19 protein-coding genes are annotated in these 19,571 nt (G+C 58.8%); 12 read left to right on the top strand and 7 right to left on the bottom strand.

The genetic code is table 11. The features are described 5' to 3' along the window. Window positions 1–204: 204 nt before the first annotated feature. The 3 genes from GQF00_RS01340 to GQF00_RS01330 are packed head-to-tail and all read right to left on the bottom strand — an operon-like array spanning window position 205 to window position 2,637. On the bottom strand, window positions 205–1,089 hold the full coding sequence (locus tag GQF00_RS01340) for an alpha/beta fold hydrolase (RefSeq protein ID WP_161317305.1): 885 nt from the start codon (window positions 1,087–1,089) through the stop codon (window positions 205–207). Beyond that, window positions 1,086–1,355: an acylphosphatase gene (locus GQF00_RS01335; RefSeq protein WP_161317304.1), complete on the bottom strand. Its 270-nt coding sequence runs from the start codon at window positions 1,353–1,355 to the stop codon at window positions 1,086–1,088. Before GQF00_RS01335 ends, GQF00_RS01340 begins: the two co-directional genes overlap by 4 nt. Beyond that, window positions 1,345–2,637 carry a YihY family inner membrane protein gene (locus tag GQF00_RS01330; RefSeq protein WP_237440344.1) on the bottom strand — a complete coding sequence of 431 codons (1,293 nt, stop codon included), beginning with the start codon at window positions 2,635–2,637 and terminating at the stop codon, window positions 1,345–1,347. Before GQF00_RS01330 ends, GQF00_RS01335 begins: the two co-directional genes overlap by 11 nt. A 75-nt stretch (window positions 2,638–2,712) precedes the next feature. On the opposite strand from GQF00_RS01330, the gene arsC reads away from it, so the two are divergent. From arsC to GQF00_RS01280, 10 genes are all read left to right on the top strand, one after another. Then, on the top strand, window positions 2,713–3,069 hold the full coding sequence (arsC, locus tag GQF00_RS01325) for an arsenate reductase (glutaredoxin) (RefSeq protein WP_161317302.1): 357 nt from the start codon (window positions 2,713–2,715) through the stop codon (window positions 3,067–3,069). A 126-nt stretch (window positions 3,070–3,195) separates the two neighbouring features. Beyond that, complete coding sequence (wrbA, locus tag GQF00_RS01320; protein ID WP_161317300.1) at window positions 3,196–3,792, top strand: NAD(P)H:quinone oxidoreductase; 597 nt, start codon at window positions 3,196–3,198, stop codon at window positions 3,790–3,792. Continuing rightward, on the top strand, window positions 3,792–4,133 hold the full coding sequence (locus GQF00_RS01315; RefSeq protein WP_161317298.1) for a DUF2069 domain-containing protein: 342 nt from the start codon (window positions 3,792–3,794) through the stop codon (window positions 4,131–4,133). The genes wrbA and GQF00_RS01315 overlap by 1 nt, the downstream gene beginning before the upstream one ends. Continuing rightward, window positions 4,123–4,803, top strand: coding sequence for an RDD family protein (locus GQF00_RS01310; RefSeq protein ID WP_161317296.1), 681 nt, complete (start codon window positions 4,123–4,125; stop codon window positions 4,801–4,803). Before GQF00_RS01315 ends, GQF00_RS01310 begins: the two co-directional genes overlap by 11 nt. Further along, a complete protein-coding gene (locus GQF00_RS01305) occupies window positions 4,800–5,789 on the top strand; it encodes a stage II sporulation protein M (protein WP_161317294.1) in 990 nt (329 codons plus the stop codon). Before GQF00_RS01310 ends, GQF00_RS01305 begins: the two co-directional genes overlap by 4 nt. Beyond that, window positions 5,770–7,281, top strand: a complete 1,512-nt coding sequence (locus GQF00_RS01300; protein WP_161317292.1) for a DUF4129 domain-containing protein — start codon at window positions 5,770–5,772, stop codon at window positions 7,279–7,281. Before GQF00_RS01305 ends, GQF00_RS01300 begins: the two co-directional genes overlap by 20 nt. Beyond that, on the top strand, window positions 7,274–8,593 hold the full coding sequence (locus GQF00_RS01295) for a DUF4350 domain-containing protein (protein WP_161317290.1): 1,320 nt from the start codon (window positions 7,274–7,276) through the stop codon (window positions 8,591–8,593). Before GQF00_RS01300 ends, GQF00_RS01295 begins: the two co-directional genes overlap by 8 nt. Next, window positions 8,590–9,561, top strand: a complete 972-nt coding sequence (locus GQF00_RS01290) for a MoxR family ATPase (RefSeq protein WP_161317288.1) — start codon at window positions 8,590–8,592, stop codon at window positions 9,559–9,561. Before GQF00_RS01295 ends, GQF00_RS01290 begins: the two co-directional genes overlap by 4 nt. After that, the gene (locus GQF00_RS01285; protein WP_161317285.1) at window positions 9,558–10,865 is read left to right on the top strand and encodes a DUF58 domain-containing protein; all 1,308 of its coding nucleotides are present in this window, start codon (window positions 9,558–9,560) and stop codon (window positions 10,863–10,865) included. The genes GQF00_RS01290 and GQF00_RS01285 overlap by 4 nt, the downstream gene beginning before the upstream one ends. Before the next feature lie 533 nt (window positions 10,866–11,398). Beyond that, a complete protein-coding gene (locus GQF00_RS01280) occupies window positions 11,399–13,438 on the top strand; it encodes a choline BCCT transporter BetT (protein WP_161317283.1) in 2,040 nt (679 codons plus the stop codon). 422 nt (window positions 13,439–13,860) lie between these two features. Here GQF00_RS01280 and GQF00_RS01275 read toward each other — a convergent pair whose 3' ends face one another. Further along, window positions 13,861–14,403, bottom strand: coding sequence for an elongation factor P hydroxylase (locus GQF00_RS01275; RefSeq protein ID WP_161317281.1), 543 nt, complete (start codon window positions 14,401–14,403; stop codon window positions 13,861–13,863). A gap of 73 nt (window positions 14,404–14,476) precedes the next feature. Here GQF00_RS01275 and GQF00_RS01270 point away from each other — a divergent pair, with 73 nt between their 5' ends. Then, window positions 14,477–15,865, top strand: coding sequence for an MATE family efflux transporter (locus tag GQF00_RS01270; RefSeq protein WP_161317924.1), 1,389 nt, complete (start codon window positions 14,477–14,479; stop codon window positions 15,863–15,865). 214 nt (window positions 15,866–16,079) lie between these two features. Beyond that, window positions 16,080–16,772, top strand: a complete 693-nt coding sequence (locus tag GQF00_RS01265) for a hypothetical protein (protein WP_161317279.1) — start codon at window positions 16,080–16,082, stop codon at window positions 16,770–16,772. A 160-nt stretch (window positions 16,773–16,932) separates the two neighbouring features. On the opposite strand, the gene tusA is transcribed toward GQF00_RS01265, so the two are convergent. From tusA to rlmM, 3 genes are all read right to left on the bottom strand, one after another. Then, complete coding sequence (gene tusA, locus GQF00_RS01260; protein WP_161317277.1) at window positions 16,933–17,163, bottom strand: sulfurtransferase TusA; 231 nt, start codon at window positions 17,161–17,163, stop codon at window positions 16,933–16,935. A 69-nt stretch (window positions 17,164–17,232) separates the two neighbouring features. Next, on the bottom strand, window positions 17,233–18,462 hold the full coding sequence (locus tag GQF00_RS01255; RefSeq protein WP_161317275.1) for an MFS transporter: 1,230 nt from the start codon (window positions 18,460–18,462) through the stop codon (window positions 17,233–17,235). Continuing rightward, entirely contained in the window at window positions 18,462–19,523 is a 1,062-nt protein-coding gene (rlmM, locus tag GQF00_RS01250; RefSeq protein WP_161317273.1) for a 23S rRNA (cytidine(2498)-2'-O)-methyltransferase RlmM, read from the bottom strand. Before rlmM ends, GQF00_RS01255 begins: the two co-directional genes overlap by 1 nt. Window positions 19,524–19,571: the final 48 nt, after the last annotated feature.

Raw genomic sequence — 19,571 nt, 5'->3', positions numbered from 1 at the left:
GGCGCTACCAGCGGTTTGGTCATGGGGATTGAGGTGGCGGGCTGTCATGGATGTATTGGCTTGATGGTCGGACGTCAGATGTCGGACGCGCAAGACCCAAGCCCAAAAACTCAGGATCCGGGCGGGGTTAGCGTCAGACGTCCGACCTCAGACGTCCGACCATAGCATTCGCGTGCAGGCACGCTCCCACAGGGAGAGCGGTAATCAGGGCGTGCTTTCGCATTCGGTGGCTTTTAGGTGCCGGATCAGATGCGCATTGACCGCTTCCGGCTTCTCCAAATGCAGGAAATGCCCTGCGTCAGCGATGGTTTGCAGTTCCATGCCCGCCTTGAAGTCGCTTTCCACCAGCGTGTGCTCCAACAATTTGGGACTCATGCAGCCATCGTTTTCGCCGATCAGAATCTGGGTGGGGGTATGAAGATCCCGGCCGAGCCAGGCACGGGCCTTGCGGTGCTCTTTCTTCCACACCTTGAACAGGGAGCGGTACCAGGCCAGCGCTGCCGGGATCACCCCCGGTTCGGCCAGGGTGTACTTGGCGTTGTCCAGGTACATGCCCGGATCCCAGTTGGGCGACCAACGATGCCACAGGGTCTCTACGCCGCTCAGATCCCCTTTGTTGAGCCAGGCTTCCGGCGCCAGGGGCAGCTGGAAGAACTGCATGTAGCCGCTGAGCAATACCTGTTCTGGCACTTTCAGCAGCGCCTGGGGAATGCGACGCACCGGTGGGATAGCCAGGGCGCTAAAGGAACAGAAAGTGTCCGGGGACTGGGCACAGGCCAGATAGCCCACCACAGCGCCCCAATCATGACCAATCAGGTGTACCCGCCCTCCCAGCTGGGCGGCGAAGACCATCAGATCGTCCACGGCGGCATAGAGGGAATAGTCGCCATTGCCAGGCTGACAGCCGGGCGCATAGCCGCGCAGCGCAGGGGCAATGGCCGTAAACCCCGCCTTGGCCAGCGCATTGATCTGCACTGCCCAATTTTCATAGGTATCTGGAAAGCCATGCAACAGAATCACCGGCTCCCCTTCCCCCGCCATCAGGGCCGGAAAGCGCAGATCTCCGTTTACCAGCTCTACCTGTTTCATCCCGTTACCTCAAAATGATTGTTGACCAGTGCTTCTTCGGCACGGCTTTGCAGATCCTCGACCCGAGCCATGGCTGGTCCCTGACGCATGGCATCCAGCATATCGAGCACGTCATCGTCCTCTCCTTGCAGGACCGCCTCCACCCGTCCATCGGCAAGATTGCGAACCCACCCGACCAGATTGCGCTGCAGGGCGGCCTGGCGAGTCCAGGCGCGATAGCCTACCCCCTGGACCATTCCTGTTACCAGTACATGCCTAGTCAGCATCTGTTTCCTCCTCCGGCTGCGCATCAACCTGGCCGCGGAACAATTCGTCCAGGGGCACTTTCAGGGTTTGCATCAGCTCGCCACGGGCTTCATCCATATGATCTTTCAGGCGATCTTCCCAGGGCAGCATGTCCTGTTGGGAACGGATACGTAGCTGGGTATGCAAGGGCCAGGGCAGCGCCGCCAGCAACTGTGCCAGGGTCAGATTGCGTAAATCACGAGACAGGATATAACCACCTTCATCGGTACGCTGAATCAGGCGGGCATCCAGCAGCAGATTGCGGAACTCATCCCACTGGGCAATCCCCGACTCTCGCATCACCTTGCGCACTTCCCGGCTGCGCAGTGTCTTGCCGTGCTGTTGCCGCTCCCAGAACACATGCAACAACCGTAGCAACGCATGCATACGCGGCACCTTGCGGCGATGCTCCTGGAATACCACCAGTGCCCGCACCAGTTCGGCCCCTCCCAGCACAATGGTCCAGGAAACATAGAGCCATAACAGAAATACCGGCACGGCCGCGAAGGCCCCGTAAACTACCTGATAACTTGGAGCCTGTTTGATAAAGAAGGTAAAGCCTCCTTTGGCAAGCTCGAACAACAGGGCCGCGCACGCCGCGCCCAGCAGCCCCTGTCTGAACGGTACACTGGTATTGGGCACCACGGTATAGAGCAACGTCAGCATCAGGGTAGTAAACACGAACGGCAGCACCGTCAGCCACATTCTCGCGCCGCCCAGAAAGCTCACCGTTTCATTGAATACGCTCATGGAAGTGAGGTACGAACTGATCGCCAACCCAGCGCCAAGGAAAATTGGCCCCAGTGACAACACCGCCCAATACATCAACAGGCTGGTTAGCCCCTTGCGGGCAGTCGGCACTTTCCACATTCGGTTCAGTGTTTGCTCAATGGTACGCAGCATCAGCACCGAGGTGATCACCAGAAACACAATGCCCAACCCGGTAAGATTGCTTGCTTGTTTGGCAAACGACTGCAGATGCTCAAGCAACATGTTGCCCGCTGAAGGCACAAAATAATCAAACGCCCATTGCTGGAACTGCACCCCCTTGTCCTTGAGCGTTGGCACTGATGCCAAAACGGCAAAACTCACCGTCATCACCGGCACAATGGCAAACAGGGTGGTATAGGTCAGCGCGGCAGCACTTTGCCGGCAACCATCTTCATTGAACTGTCGAACCAACAAGCCCAGAAAGGCGCGCACGGAATCATAGCGCGGGCGCACCGGGATCAGGGCATCCTCCATATTCATGGGTTCCTTCATAGAAAAGGCATCCTCTCCTTGCCACCGTGTGCCGGCAGCTTACAATGTCGGCGAACTCACAGAATATGCAAAGCCATGACGGACTACACTATTTACCACAATCCGCGCTGTTCCAAGTCTCGCCAGACCCTGGTCCTGCTGGAAGAAAACGGCGTCGCGCCTACCATTGTAAAGTATCTGGATGACACCCCGGATGCGGCAACCCTGCAAACCCTGATCAACCAGCTTGGGCTGGAAAAAGCCCATGATCTGGTGCGCAACAAGGAAGCCGATTACAGCACTGCAGGCCTGACCCCCGACAGCAGCGACAAGGATGTGATCGCCGCCATGGTGGCGTACCCGAAACTGATTGAACGGCCCATCGTCGTCCGCGGCCAAAAGGCCGTACTGGGCCGCCCACCGGAAAACGTGCTGTCACTGCTTGGAAAGTAACGCCGGAGGCCAGAGACCGGAAGCAGAAACGCGCATTTGTCCGGGCAACTGACGCCAGGCATGCAGCTAAACGTGCGAACGGGCTACCCATCGCGCGCCCATGAGAAACACAAAGGCCAACAACACATGACGGAATATGTCCTGGTGCTGTTCTACAGCCGTAATGGCAGTGTCGCCAATCTTGCCACTCAGGTGGCACGGGGCGTGGAAAGCACCGGAATGGAAGCCAGACTGCGAACCGTTCCCCCGGTTTCAGCGGATCATGAATCCACAGGAAAACCGGTTCCGGAAAGTGGCGCCCCTTATGCCACGCTGGATGATCTGCGCCAGTGCGCCGGGCTGGCCCTTGGCTCCCCCACCCGCTTTGGCAACATGGCCGCGCCCATGAAATATTTCATCGACCAGACCAGCGAACTGTGGATGCAAGGTACCTTGATCGGCAAACCCGCCGGGGTATTCTCCGCCAGCAGCAGTTTGCACGGTGGCCAGGAAAGCACCTTGCTTTCCATGATGACACCGCTGCTGCATCACGGCATGGTCATCACCGGCGTGCCCTATTCCGAGCCGGCATTGATCGATACCCAAAGTGGTGGCACTCCCTATGGGCCGACCCATGTCTCCGGGTCTCGCGGTGACGCCAACCTCACCGACCACGAAATCTCTCTGGCCAGAGCCCTGGGCAAACGCCTGGGCCAGTTGGCCAGACAACTCAAGGCATCCTGATGATTCTTGTTCTTTTACGGATTAGCTACGCGCTGCTGTTACTGGTAGGCATTAGCGGCCTGTTCACCCTGGCGCCATCCGACGCCCATGTTGTTTCCACCGTAATCATTGCCCTGGTGTTATATGTGCCCTTGCTGGCCATGCTGCCGGCGGTTGTGGATGGCAACAAACGGCAGTGCACCTGGTTGTGTTTCATGCTGTTGTTCTACTTCTGTGGCTACGCCGTGCAACTCCTCGACCCTGCGCCGGTCTTCACCCTTGCTGTCGCAAAGACCACACTGACCGTCGTGGTGTTCGTACTGGCTGCCATGCAGATTCGTCAGGGCCAGCATGCTGATTGATGAGCGCCTGGAGATCGAGACACCGGAAGGGACATTGCTGACGCTGTCCTTGGCCGGCCCGATCCCACGTGCCATGGCCTATGGCATTGATCTGCTCATTCGCCTGATTATCTTTGCCATTATCGCCTTTTTGGTTGGGGCGTTCGGCAATGTGGGCACCGGTATGATCCTGATTTCCCTGTTCCTGCTGGAATGGTTCTACCCCACACTTTTCGAAGCCCTGCGTAACGGCCAGACTCCGGGCAAGAAATTCATGGGCATTGCCGTGGTACACAGCAACGGCACACCTCTCAGCTTCAATGGCAGCCTGATTCGCAACCTGTTGCGCACCGCAGATGCCTTTCCACTGTTTTACCTGCTGGGCTTCATCAGCACCCTGGTCAGCCCACGGTTCCAGCGACTGGGGGACATGGCCGCCAACTCCGTAGTAATTCATGTGGAAAATGCGCCGACGGCTGTAAAACCGGATGAAAGTACTGCCACTGCTCCGGACTGGCCACTCAACCGCGATGACCAGCTTGCCCTGCTCGCCTTCCAGGAACGTCAGGCTCAATTCTCCGAACCCCGGCAGCAGGAACTGGCACAGTTGGCCTACCCGGAACTGTCTCCCTCCCTGGCACTGCAACGACTCAAGGCCGTGACTCGCTACCTGATGGAGGGCGCACGGTGAAGCAGATCCAGTTCGAGCACCGCTACCGCCCGGTATGGGAATCCCTGGAAGATCAGCTCAAACAGCTGGAAGCCATACGTGTGAACCGGCGCAAGGCTCTGCCGCTGAATCAGTTCGTCACTGATTACCGCCAGCTCTGCCATCAGCTGGCCCTGGCCCGTGAGCGCGGCTACAGCCTGGAGTTGCAACAGTATCTCAATAACCTGGTATTGCGCGCCCACCGGCAGCTGTACCGCTACAACCCGCCTTTGGCGGACCGCATAGGGGATTTCCTGGCAAGGGGATTTCCCCAGGCAGTGCGTCGCCAGTGGCGCTGGCACATGGTCAGTGCGCTCAGTTTTGTGCTGTCCATTGCCCTGGTGTGGATACTGGTGCAGCAACAACCGGATATGGTCTACACCGTACTGGACGAAAACTCTCTCACCGATATCGAAATGATGTACCAGCCTGGTGAGGACGGCAGCGGCGATATCCATGAAGGCCGTGGTGGCGACGATGACGTGATGATGTTCGGCTACTACATCAAGAACAATATCGGCATTGCCTTTCGCACCTTCGCCGGCGGCCTGCTGTTAGGTGTGGGTGCCATTATCGTGATGCTGTTCAACGGCAGTTTCTTCGGTGCCATTGCCGCGCACTTGATCAATGTGGGCGGAGACCAACCCTTCTTCACCTTCGTGATCGCCCACGGGGCTCCCGAACTGACCGCCATTGTCCTTGCCGGTGGTGCCGGCCTGCGTCTGGGCTGGGCGATTATTGCGCCCGGCCCCTATACCCGTCTCAATGCGTTGCGACTGGCTGCGAAAGACAGCCTGCCAACCATGTATGGGGTGTTTGCCTTGCTGCTGCTGGCCGCTTTCATAGAGGCGTTCTGGTCACCCCGGGATTTTGAGCCGGTGGTGAAATACAGCGTGGGCGCCGCTTGTTGGGGCCTGCTTTATCTCTATTTGTTGTTCGGGGGACGCCATGGAACTGGAAAAGGCTAGCGCCCGACTGGCACCACGCAGCCCCTGGCAAGCCGTGGACCTGGGCACGCAGATGTTTCGCCGCTGGGCCTGGCCCACGGTGCGTATCTGGCTGGCGTTCACCCTGCTGCCCTTCGTGCTGTTGCTGGCTTATGCCAGCATGCTGGAGTCCTGGTGGCCATTGGTGCTGTTCTGGTGGTTCAAGCCCATGTGGGAACGTCCATTGCTGGCCTGGTACAGCCATGCGCTGTTTGCCGAAGAACTGACACTCAAAACTTTATTCAAACGCTGGAAGCAATACGCGCTGCCTGGCCTGTTTGCCCAACTGACCTGGCGGCGCCTCAGTCCTTCGCGCAGTTTCAATACCGCAATCTGGCAACTGGAAGGCGCCCGCGGTGACCAGGTGAGCCAGCGACATCAGGTACTGCATCGCGCCCCTTCCAACCGTGCAGGCATGCTGACACTGGTGCTATTTCATATCGAGCAGTTCATGGGCTACGGGCTGCTGGCGCTGTTTTATACCCTGGTGCCCTGGCAATTCAATCTGGAGCTGAGCGACTGGTTTTTTGAACAAAGCGTGTTGCAAACCGCCATTGCCAGCAGCTGCCTGTATCTGGTGCTGTGCATTACCGAGCCTCTCTATGTGGCCTGCGGCTTTGCCCTTTATTTGAACAAGCGCACCTGGCTGGAAGGCTGGGATCTGCAGCTGGGCCTCACCCGCATTGGTAAACGCCGCAAGCCCAACGGCATCGCCGCAGCACTGCTCATTGGCATGCTCGCCCTGCCGTTCAGTGAACCGGCAACGGCCGTGGATCACCGCGTGGAGGACATGCATGCCGAGCAGCAGCAAATCATCGAGCTGTTGGCCGGCGAGGACTACATGCCCTTTGAAACCCGTACCCAGCGGGAATGGAAAGACCAGGATAACGACGAGGGTGAAGAAGCCAGCTGGTGGGAGGCATTCTGGAAGGCGTTCTTTGATCGGGCCAATGACAACACCAGCACCAACAGCAAACCCTTCTCCATCCCGGACAACCTTATCTGGGCCGTTTTCTGGGCTCTATTCGCCGGCATTGTGTTGTGGTTACTGATGAAGGTGGCCTCCCAGGTGGGCTTTACCGGGCGGACCCGCAAACAGAACCACGTGATTCCAACCCATGTGGCCGGCCTCGATATTCGTCAGCAGAGTTTGCCCGACGACATCAACGCCGCTGTGGAAAACGCCTTGCACGACACTGACATCCGCACGGCCATGTCATTACTGCTGCGTGTCAGCCTGGCAACCCTGCTGCGCGAATACCCTGTCGCTCTCGCCGCCGGCAGCACCGAGCAGCATTGTCTGCGTACTTTGCAACGCCAGCACGGCAAGGCCCCGGGCATAGAGGTACTGCAACCGGTCGTCAACGCCTGGGTACGCACCGCCTGGGCCCATCGCCCGGTGAGCGCCGACGAAGTTCGTGAGCTGTTGGCCCAGTGGCAGGCCGTCAGGTTCGTGGAGGTGCCAAATGGCTAAACTGCGAAAGTGGCTTCCTGGCCTCATTGCCTTGCTGGTGCTTGGTCTGACGGTCGCCTATTACGCCCTCACCGAGCCCGTGACCACCGTGCACCGGGTTGCCCCCGATAGCAGCGTACAACGGGACCCGTTCCATGCTGCCCAGGCCTGGCTCGGCCAGCGGGAACAATCCACACGGCGCATTCTCAGTGCCGCCGCCCTGTTTCCGCTGCCGGATACCGACACCACCCTGATCTTCGACAAGCAGCGCGGCCTGATGACCGACGACCAGGTTCACAGCCTGATCAACTGGGTCATGGCGGGCGGCGACCTGATTGTCGCGGCCCGCCCGTTGCCGCAATCCCGCGATGAAGACACCGCCACGGATACACAATGGCGCGACAACGATCCGCTACTTTATCCGCTGGGCATTACAGTGTGGGAAATTACCGGTGACGACGAGTTTCAGGAACTGAAAGAAGACCCACTGATTGCATTTCTGGCGATGATGCCGGCCTTTGCTGGCGACCCATTGCAATACTGCATGACCAGCGATAACGACGAGTTGCGCACCAGTTGCGAATCCCTGTTGTGTGATGCCCCGGAACAACCAGAGCCGCTGGCGCTGCATACTGACGAGGATGCCTTTCCCCGTCATATCCAGCTCTTCAGCGACCATGTGCTGTGGCACGACAGCTGGAATGAAGAAGACGATATCGCCCCGCATCGCGAATGGGATACCGAAGTCATTGCCTATGCGGACAACGAGTTCGGTAGCCAGCTGATTCAGCTTTCCCTCGGCGATGGCCAGATCACGGTACTGACCGACCTGAGTCTGTGGGACAACGACCACCTGCTCTATTTTGATCATGCCTGGTTGCTGGCCTGGCTCACCGGCCAGGATGCGGTCTGGTTTATTCGTTCCGTAGCCATGCCTCCATTGCTGCAATGGCTGTGGCAACGGGCCCCACAACTGATCCTGGCACTTCTGGTCTTGCTGGCACTCTGGCTCTGGCTGCGTATCCCCCGGCAGGGGCCAATGCAGCCACCGCAAGACGATGAGCACCGAGACTATCTGCAGCATCTGCATGCCAGTGGCTACTTCCAGTGGCGCACCGAACAGCAGGACACTCTGCTGGCAGCGCTGCGCCAGCAGGCCAGTGCCCGCCTGCGTGGCTATCACAACAACGACGAAAAGGCGCTGACTCTGGCAGCCCGGGACCTGAACTGTCCCAGTGGCGAACTGCACAGCGCCCTCAATGACACCCCGCAAAGCCGAGACCAGCTGATTGCGCAGGTCCGGCTTCTGCAAGCGTTAAGGAGCAACACATGAGCCAACCCACCACCCTGCAGGAAGCCGCAGCCCTGGCCAGCGAGATCGAACAGCGCCTCAATCAGGTGTTGATCGGCCAACAACAGGTCGTCCGCGAAGTGCTGATTGCCCTGATCGCCGGCGGCCATGTGCTCATCGAGGGCGTCCCCGGCCTCGGCAAGACGCTCCTGGTTCGCAGCCTCGGCAAGGTGCTGGAACTGGACTTCAACCGTATCCAGTTCACCCCGGATCTGATGCCCACGGATGTCACCGGTCATGCCATGTACGACCAGAAAACCGAGCAATTTCGCATTCGCCGTGGGCCAGCCTTCACTCAGCTGCTGCTGGCCGATGAAATCAACCGCGCCCCCGCCAAAACCCAGGCCGCTTTGCTGGAAGTGATGCAGGAACGACAGATCACTATTGAAGGCAAAGCGTTCAGCCTGAAAGAACCCTATATGGTACTGGCTACCCAAAACCCCCTGGACCAGGAAGGGACCTATCCGCTACCGGAAGCGGAACTGGATCGTTTCCTGTTCAAGGTGATGATTGATTATCCCGATCACGGTGACGAGACACGGCTGGTGAACATGGTGCTGGATGGCACCATCCGCGCCAGCCTGGACGTGGAAAGCCTGACCCCAGCCACCGATGGTGCCGGTTTGATGGCCATCCGCACGCTCAGTGACAGCGTGCTGATTGATGGTGAAGTGCTCGACTATGCCCTGCGGATTGTACGCACGACCCGGGATTTCAGTGGACTCAGCCATGGCGCCAGCCCCCGCGCCAGTATTGCCCTTGCGCGGGCCGGGCGTGTGCAGGCGCTGGTGGAAGGCCGCGACTTCGTCACGCCTGATGATATCCAGCAGGTCGCCCGCCCGGTGCTGCGCCACCGCATTCAGCTCAGTGCCGATGCGGAAATTGAAGGCCAGACCCCGGAAACCGTTCTCGGCCGTCTGCTGGAGCAGGTGGAAGCGCCACGCCAATGAAACCGGCTCGCCGACTATTACAACTGGTCGCCCTCTGGGTCGCCCTGGCCATTCCGCTGATCTGGCTGGATTCCGCCGGTCTGGCAGCGCTGTGGTGGGCGCTGGGCGGCGTATTGCTGATCGTGTGCCTGCTGGATGCCTGGCAGCTGACCCGCCAACCGGCCCCGGCCGCCCAACGCATATTGCCCAGCGCCCTGTCGGTCCAGCAACCTCACCCGGTGCGTATCCGGGTGCGTTCGGACAGCTTGGCCAAGGGCACTCTGCTGGCCGATCGCCACCCCGGCGATGATCCACAAACCGGGCTACCCTGCCAGCTCAATCCCAGCGCCGATGAACTGACTGAGCTGACCTATCAATACCGTCCCAGTCGCCGCGGCCCCACCGCTTTCGGAGATCTGGAATTCTGGGTACCCGGTCGACTTGGCTTGTGGCAGGCGCGCAAAATCGTGCCGGCGGAGTGCAGCGTACCGGTTTACCCGGACTTTTCCCGGCTCCATGCATCCAGCCTGGATGCCAGCCACACCTACCTGTTCAGTGGAACCCGGCTGCAACCGCGCCGTGGTGAAGGCATGGAATTTCACCAGTTACGCGAGTATCACGCCGGTGACAGTCTGCGGCAGATCGACTGGAAAGCCACTGCCCGGCGGCGCACGCTGATCAGCCGGGAATATCAGGACGAACAGAACCAGCAAATCCTGTTGATGCTGGATGGCGGACGCCGCCTTGCCATGCCAGTGGGCAATCTCACTGGCTTTGATCACGCGCTCAATGCCGCGCTGCTGCTCGCCTGGAGCGCACTCAAGCAGAAGGACAAGGCTGGCGCCATGCTGTTTTCCGGTGACCAACCTCGCTGGCTGCCGCCCGTGCAGGGTCAGCACGGCATCAATCACTTGCTGAACGGGTTGTATGACTTGCACCCCAGCCAACACGCCAGTGATTTCTCATTGGCCGCCAGGCAGCTTCTCAAACAAAGTCGCCGCCGCGCATTGGTAGTACTGGTCACTCGTCTGCAACAGGAAGACCGGGACGATCTGATGAGTGCTGTGACCCTGCTGCGCAAGCACCATCTGGTTCTGGTGGCAGACATGCTGTTGCCGGAACAGGAACAGCTGGCGCGCAGTGCAGTCCAGGATTTTGATGATGCCCTGCAGGTCTGCGCGGATGCCCAGGAACAACAGGAACGGCAGCAGCTACACACTCGGCTGCGTCATGCCGGCGCCCTGGTCACCGCGACAACGCCTCAGAACATGCCCGCGCAATTGAATCATCTGTATCTGATGCTCAAACGAAGTGGGCGGTTGTAAAAAGAGTTGCGAGAAGCGAGTTTCGAAGACCCAACCCCTCCAGCCCGCAAGGCTTTCGCCTCTGCCTCTGCCTTTCGTAACTCGTAACTCAAACGCACTATCGCTCGATTCGCACCTCACCAAGCGAAACGCAGGAACGTCGTAGACGGCCCCGAAGGGGTGACTGGTGCGACTACAGCCGGAAGCTCCCCACCCTTCACCCGAAGCCCTTGCAGGAGTGCCTCTCTAGGCGCGAACAATACCGATATAAGATTTGAGAAACGATCGTCGAAGATCAGAGCCCGATCCTCCCCCTTTTGCCCCTGCCCCAACAACAACCCCCACCGGGGGTGATTAAAAAGCCTCATATGTTAAGGTGGGCCAACAAGGGAACCACTGAATACAGTTTTGTAGTACTCCGCGGTGTGAGATAGCAGTGCAATTTTGCTGTCATTGCGCCCCTTGTTTACAAGGTCTGTCTTTGCCAGTCAGTGCGCAGCGTAGAAGCTACGGTTCCCGGAAACGGCACCCTCAATCCGGACAAGGAGCTTCCAATGTCAGAGTCTGCCGAGCAGGAAATATCGTCCAAGCCGGGCATTCACGACAAGATCAATCCCCCTGTTTTTTACGGTTCTCTCGCTATCATTGTGGGCCTGGTTCTTTTTTCGGTCATTGCACCTGAAACTGCCGGGTCTTTCTTCAATGGTCTCAAGCTGGCCGTCATTGAAGACGCCAGCTGGTTCTATGTGCTGACTGTCGCCATCATCATTTCGCTGGTTGCCTTCCTGGGGATCAGCAAGTATGGCGAAATCAAGCTGGGTCCGGATCATTCCGAACCGGATTACAGTTATGGCTCCTGGTTTGCCATGCTGTTTTCAGCCGGTATGGGCATCGGCCTGATGTTCTTTGGCGTTGCAGAGCCGGTAATGCACTTCACCAGCCCGCCAATGGCAGAGCCGGGCACTGTTGCCGCCGCCAAAGAAGCCATGCGCGTCACCTTTTTCCATTGGGGTCTGCATGCCTGGTCCATCTACGCCATCGTTGGCCTGATACTCGCCTACTTCAGTTTCCGCCGCGGTTTGCCGCTTACTCTCCGGTCCGCCCTGTATCCCATCATCGGCAAACGCATCTATGGTCCTATCGGCCACGCCGTTGATATCTTTGCCGTCGTCGGTACCGTGCTGGGTGTCGCTACGTCTCTGGGCTTTGGTGTACAGCAGGTGAATGCGGGCCTGAATTACCTGTTCGGCCTACCGGTGAGCGACACGGTTCAGGTCTTCCTTATTGTCGGCATTACCGGCCTTGCCACCATCTCTGTGGTGACAGGCCTGGATGCCGGAATTCGCAGACTGTCAGAGTTGAACCTGGGGCTTGCCTTCCTGCTTCTCGCCTTTGTGCTGATTCTGGGCCCCACTATCTTCCTGCTGAAGACCTACATGCAGAATGTGGGCTCGTACCTGTCAGAACTGGTCAGCATGACCTTCAATCTGTACGCCTACCAACCCAAGGTAGATGGCGGACCGCAAGCGTGGGTCGGCGGCTGGACAATCTTCTATTGGGGGTGGTGGATCGCCTGGTCTCCCTTCGTGGGCCTGTTCATTGCCCGTATTTCCCGTGGCCGAACCATCCGTGAGTTCGCCATGGGCGTCATGTTCGTTCCGGCCGGCTTCACCCTGTTCTGGATGACGGTATTCGGTGATTCCGGCATCAAGATGATCATGGATAACTCTTTCCCTGAACTGGGGAGACTGGTCGGTGAAGACATGTCGGTTGCCTTGTTCCATTTCCTTGAACAATTCCCCTTCTCCGGCTTTATCTCCGGTATAGCCACCTTGATGGTAGTCGTGTTTTTTGTGACCTCCTCGGATTCCGGTTCCATGGTGGTGGACATGCTCGCCTCCGGTGGGCATGACGATACGCCGGTATGGCAGCGTGTATTCTGGGCAAGCTCAGAAGGGATTGTGGCCATTGCCCTTATGTTGGCTGGTGGTCTTGGTGCGCTGCAATCGGCAACCATTGCCGCGGCATTGCCATTCTCCGCAGTACTGCTTGTTGCCGCTTACGGATTGCTGCGTTCACTGCGCGTTGAAGGCATACGCCAGCGCAGCCTGGCCGCCGCCGTGGCACCGCCAGCGGAAGTCCACGTGGGTCATCAGCGCCCTCAGGGTGGCGGCGGCTGGAAGTCTCGCCTCAAGAACATGGTGCATTTCCCGATGCGGGTACGGGTGCTGGAGTTCCTTGAAGTCACTGTGAAGCCAGCGCTGGAAAGCGTTGCAGAGGAGCTGGAAAGCTATGGTCTGAAGGTGGAAATCCGCCATGAAGACGACCGGGCCTACCTGGAAGTCAGCCATGGTCAGGAAACCGATTTCGTCTACGGCGTTCGGGTACGCGGCTATACCCGTCCCTCCCTGACCATCCGCCAGCTGGACCACGCCAAGAAACATGCGGACAAGGACACCTACTATCGTGCCGAAGTGTTCCTGCAGGAAGGCGGGCAGGATTACGACCTGATGGGTTACACCAAGGATCAGGTCATCGTGGATGTGCTGGATCAGTACGAGAAGCACATGCACTTCCTGCACATGCTGCGTTAAGAACCGCTTCATGCTGCACGCTTCATGCAACAATGCGTTCAGGGTTGTTGCTCAGTGAAGTTCAGGAGGCCGCCCCAAGACATTGGGTGCGGCCTTTTCTTTAGCAACGATCTGCGAGAAAAAACAAAGGCCAAACCTGGGGTGTAGTCCAGGCACAAATCTTCTTGTGGGAGTCTGCCTGCAGACGATAGGGTGGCCATTCGCCTGCAGGCAAGCTCCCACAGCAGCGACGAAGGAAGGTGATCGAGCCCATGATGACCGCGCCGCACATCCCCCCCTGTAGGAGCGCCTCTTGAGGCGCGAACCACACGGGTGCGGGTCACGAGGAGCGATTTCCGGAGTGCCAAACCCTCTGGTCCGCAGGGTTTTCGATTGTGCCTTTCGAAACTCGCAACCCGAAACTCGCCGGGCCTCCAAGGAACCTAACGGGAACCCGCAAGCGGCAACTGAAAGGTCTCCGATAACCCCTCTGCCAGTGGGATATGGTGGCGCTGATAGAACCCTGCCAACGCCTCACACCACCGCTGCACACGCTCGGGTAGTTGCCGTTCCAGCAACGCCCCGGCACGCCTGCGAACCATCAACGCAAATGACTGTTCATCCCCCCCATCGCCGTTCAGGTTATCCAGCGATACCCTGAAATCATGTCCGCAGGCGGCACAGAACAGGGCTTCATAGGCTTGGGGCAACACTTCCACACTGGCAAATTCGGCCTGCTGTTCCGCGTTACGGCCATCCGGGGCATACCAGTAGCCGTAATCCTCAAGCAATCGCCGCTCTGCACCAGCCACACACCAGTGGGCAATCTCATGAAGGGCGCTGCGAAAGTAGTCGCGGGTGTAGCAGATGCGATGGGGGTTGCCAGGCAAATAGACAGGCTCAGCGGCGCCGCCTTCCAGCACCGTGGCGAAGCCAGAAAAAAAAGTCGCCCGAAACAAGGATTCCAGGTCTGCACTACGGTGCATCCCGCCCTCGCTTTGCGGTATGGTAGCGACCTTTCTCCGGTCCCGGTTCTCACCCATAAGATTCGTCGTGCCTATGTCTTCCCGCCGTCAGGAATTTGTCGCCCAGCTCACGCTAGCCCTGCCGATTCTCGGTGGCCAGCTGGCGCAGACTGCCAACGGCTTTGTGGATACCTTGATGGCGGGCCGGGTCAGCGCCAATGATTTGGCTGCCGTGGCCGTGGGGGCCAGTATCTGGGTGCCACTGTACCTGTTCATGACCGGGGTGCTGATGAGCACCACCCCGATTCTGTCACGCCATCTTGGCGGCGAAGCTTACCATCGTATCAACCCCCTCGCCCAGCAAGGCATCTGGCTGGCCATGGGGCTGGGCATACTCAGCGCCCTGATCCTGCGCAGTGTGGCGCCCGTGCTCGTCTGGATGGAGGTAGACCCGGCCATTCGCCCCATGGTCTCCGGCTATCTGGATGCCCTGAGCTGGGGGATGCCTGGCGCCGCCCTGATGCTGGCCATGCGCAGCTATACCGAAGCCATGAACCACACCCGCCCGGTGCTGTTGTTCAGTGTTACCGGCTTGTTGATCAATATTCCCAGCAACTACGTGCTGATCTACGGCAAGCTGGGCTTGCCGGCCATGGGCGGCGTGGGCTGCGGCTGGGCCACCTCACTGGTGATGTGGTCCATGGCCCTGATGATGCTGATTTACACACACCGTCACCCGGTCTACCGACATGCACCACTCAACCTGCGCCAGAGGCATTTCGAAGTACCCAGCCTGGGGTACATGCTGCGCCTCGGCCTGCCGGTGGGCCTGACCATTTTCTTTGAGGTCAGCATCTTCGCCGTTATTGCCCTTCTGATTGGCAGCCTTGGCGCCCAGATCGTGGCCAGCCACCAGATTGCCCTGAACTTTACCTCCCTGATCTTCATGATTCCGTTGAGCTTTGCCATCGCTGCCACGGTGCGGGTGGGCCATGCCCGAGGTCGGCACGACCCGATCAGCCTGCGACATGCGGTGCAGGTGGCGCACATGATCACCCTGGTGGTTGGCGTGTTGGCCTCGCTGTCACTGGTGCTGGCACGCCACTGGATCCCGCACATCTATACCGATAACCGGGACGTCATCGAGCTGGCCAGTTACCTGCTGCTGTTCGCCGCCCTGTATCAGATTTCCGACGCTCTACAGGTGTGCGCCAACGGCTGCCTGCGAGGTTTTGAAGATACCGGCTGGCCCATGGTCATGACCCTCTTTGCCTACTGGGGCGTGGGTCTGCCGCTGGGTTATGCACTTGGCCTGACCTCCGTGTTTGTGGAACCCATGGGCCCGGCGGGCTTCTGGATCGGTCTGGTCGCAGGCCTGACCATGGCGGCCATCCTGCTCGGCCTGCGCCTCAAATGGCGCATGGCTCAACCACTGTCGGTCCCGGCCAGCACCACCGCACCCAAGCCTCGAAAAGCGGCCTGACAAGCACGATAGAATCGAGCATCACCGAAATCCCCCCTGCTTCGCCATCTATCCACGTATGCAACCATTCTTCATGTCACTTTCACGACGGCTTGCATGGTTGCGCCGTAAACGATAAGTTGAATTAACGGTCGCCATGGCATGTGATCGTGCCAGCACCCTGCCGGGTGTAACAACATTGGCGACCCTCTAGGACACGTACCGGGAGGTGCCCATGACTTCGGCTCACCGGCAACACCCTGGCGGGAACAGCAACGTTGTTCCTTTCTCTCCACGTCGCCAAGCGGCACAACCCCCTATACTTCGGCTGTCACCCGAATATGACGGTATTGAGCTGCTGTATGCCAATGACCAGCACCCCGACACCCTCTTCTCCCTGAAAATCCTGGCTTGGGCGCGACTGGCCAACGGAGATACCGTTGCCATGGTGCCCTGGCTAAAAAAACCCGTAACGGCTATGGCACTGGCGGATCCACTCAATGGACGTTGGGAAGGCTATCGTCTGCCCGGCAGCGATTACCTGTTCGTGGATGCGCCTGAGCACAAGGTGCAGGAGCTGGATGCTGCGGTGCGCTTCTTTGGCAAGCCCCAACCCGGCAGCCAATCCATCCAGGAAATCCCGGACACCATCGGCACCCATGCGGTGTTCTCTGCCGATGAGTTCCACACCATCAGTTTGATGGAAGTTGTCAGCTGGCGCCTGCATGCAGACGGCACCCTCACTGCCATGGTGGCCGAAGAAGCTGATCCGGTAGAAACCCCGATTCTCCCTGGCGCCAAGTGCCTGGTGCCTGCCCCGGAGAAATCGGATTTCCGCTACTTCTTCCAGCACGGCATCGCCAACAAGCTCAAGGATCGGGATCCGGAGGCGTTGGCAGCAGTGGCGATGCTGGCGACAGAAGGGTAAAGATAATTAATAGTTAAGAATGAATAAGCAATAACGGCGCGCAGAGGCGCCAGTTGGGACTTCAACGCATGAGGCCGCGACCAAAGGTTGGTCGCGGCCTCATGCGCATTTTTACTGCGGCGCTATCTCGCGCAGCTATGAATTATTCACTATTCATTGTTCATTGCTTTTTACGTATCCAATACCAGTACTCTTCCCCCCGCACCTCCTGCCCTTCCAGAGTATGACCCAGAAACTGGCAGAACTTCGGAATGTCCCGTTCGGTGGAGGGATCGGTAGCGCGCACTTCCAGGAGGTCGCCGGGAGCCATGTCTCTCACTTTGTTATGCAGCATCATCACTGGCTCAGGGCACAGCAGGCCAGTGGCATCAAGATGGTGTTGTGCATCCATGAAGGGAGCTCCGGTCAAAACAAGGGGGTGCGCCATTATAATGATTGCGATCAATTTCGCAGCCGTGGACTACCGGTGGGCAACAAGACCCGGCGGCTGCCAACGCCATGCCAAGGGGATAACGATAGCAACCAGAACCGCAGCCAACAGGAAATGGCCATCATAACCCAGCCATGCAGCACTGAATCCGCTACCCAAGGTGAAGACCCCTACCGCGAACAAGCGTACCGACGCCTGCATGGTGTAGTCACTACCCTCGTGTCCGTCCCGGCAGTAATCCATCATCAGGGTGAAGAAGGCGACGGTAGAGAGGCCATCGGTGAACTGCTCGAACAGCGCCACTGGCCAGACCCAATCCATGGCATTGTAATGGGCCAGAAAGGCCCAGCCGGAGAACGCCAGTGTTTGCAGCAACGCAAACACGAACAAAGCCGTTCGATGACGCATCCGGATCATCAACAGCCCGGCCATGGCTGCGCCTGCCAGTCCGGCAAAAGAGATCACCAGTTCCAGAGTGCCGATTTCCACCAGCGTCCAGGCATTGTCCACCAGGAAGGGATTGATCATACGGGTACCGAAGCCATCCCCTACCTTGTAGAACAGCAGCAGGAACAACCATAACCCCATGCCAGGCCGGCGCCAGAAACGCACCAGTTCCTGTCGCCACCATCGGAAACTGGCTCTTTCGCGAACTACGATTGGCTCTACCGGTTCCTGGAAGCGGGTCACCTGTACCAGCACCATCATCATCCCGGCGATGACTAACCCGAGCGTGGTTTGCCACCCCCACCACCCCACGAGGATCAGTAAGGCGCTACTGCCCACCATCATGCCGATCTTGTAGCCATTCACCTGGATACTGTTCCCCAACCCGCGCAAATCCGGTGGTAACAGGCGCGTAGCCAAACCATCGGTGGCGATATCCTGGGTGGCGCTAAACAGGTTAAGCAAAAAAAGCAGCCCCAGCAGAAGCACAAAACCCGGGCCCAGCAACCATTTCTGGGGAAACAACGACACCACAAACAACACGGCCATCACTGCAACCAGACAACCCTGGATCCAGCGTTTACGGTGATTAGGGCGACCGGCACCCCAGCGGTCTACCCAGGGCGCCCAGATAAACTTCAATGCCCAGGGCAAGGCCGGCAGGGCCAGAAAGCCGATCCACTCGGTGGGCAAGCCCGCATCCCGGGCCAGGGCTGGCAGCGCCTTGCCCAACATGCTCACCGGAAGCGCCTGGGCAAAATAGAGGGCACCAAGGGTCGCGTACAGTGCCGGGCCCGGTCTGGATGTGTTCATCAATAATCCCGGTGGTAGGCAGCCCAGACGGTAATCTCTTCCCGGTCGTAATACAGGTGTGCAGCCTTGATGATCACCTCTCCACGCTCTGGATGACGCTCCATGGTCGTGGCCAGCTTTTCCAGCAATTGCCAGACTTCCTGGAAGCGGCGCTTCATGGGCAGCTTGAGGTTAAACAGCGCGGCACGGCTCCAGCCCTGCTCAAGCCACTTTTCCATCTGTTGAAGGGTACGGGCCGGTTTGTCCACCACATCGCAGACAACCAGATCCACACTGGTTTTCGGACGCCAGGTGAAGGCATCACCGTAGATATGCTGAACGGGGTACTCATCCAGCAGACGGGCATCCAGTTTGCCATGGTCCACGGCTTGTACCTTGATGCCTCTGCGGGCCAATTGCCAACTCCACCCCCCTGGTGCCGCGCCGAGATCTACCGCTGATTTGGCCGTAAGTGCCTCGGTGGAACCAAAAAACCGCAGTAGCGCCTCCTCAACTTTCAGAGCCGAACGGCTGGGTGCCTCGCTCGGCAACCGGAGACGACGGACGCCCCCCTCTGCCAACGGTACGTCCGACGGGCTTATCGTCACCCAACCATTGTGGGAATCACTGAAGAACAGGTGAATACGATTGGCTGCTTTGCGGCGTAACAGCCCGGCTTTCTTCAGGCGCGGCTCCAGCGCCTTGCGGAAGCCTTTGAGAAAACGCTGCAGTTCACGACCTTCGTTGGTATCCGGGTGGTCCAGATACACCTCGCTGAAGGGGGCGGCCTCCTCCAGAAGCGGCCACAGCGCACTGATCCGGTCATCGCCGATATCAATAAACTCCCCTACCCCCATGCTGAGACTTCGCGCAAAAATCAGTCCGCTATCAAGGAGGGGCGCCATACTGCCCTGCTGGCTGTGCCATAACACATAACCACTGTTGGCCGTGGTACGCGGATAACCTGCTACCATCTGTTCTGCGGCATGAAAGTTCAACTCTGCTGCAAGATCCGCCTCAAAGCCCGGCCGGCACAGTGCCAGAAGGGTTTCAGTGCCGGTATTCAAGAAGTCGCTGGGCATGTCGGTCTCACGCTGGTTACAATACGGTGGCATTTACCCCACAACATC

The sequence above is a fragment of the Alcanivorax sp. DP30 genome, from assembly GCF_009882945.1.
Classification (GTDB): domain Bacteria; phylum Pseudomonadota; class Gammaproteobacteria; order Pseudomonadales; family Alcanivoracaceae; genus Alcanivorax.
The sequence above is the reverse complement of the archived record's forward strand: the minus strand, read 5'-3'. Positions and strand labels throughout refer to the sequence as shown.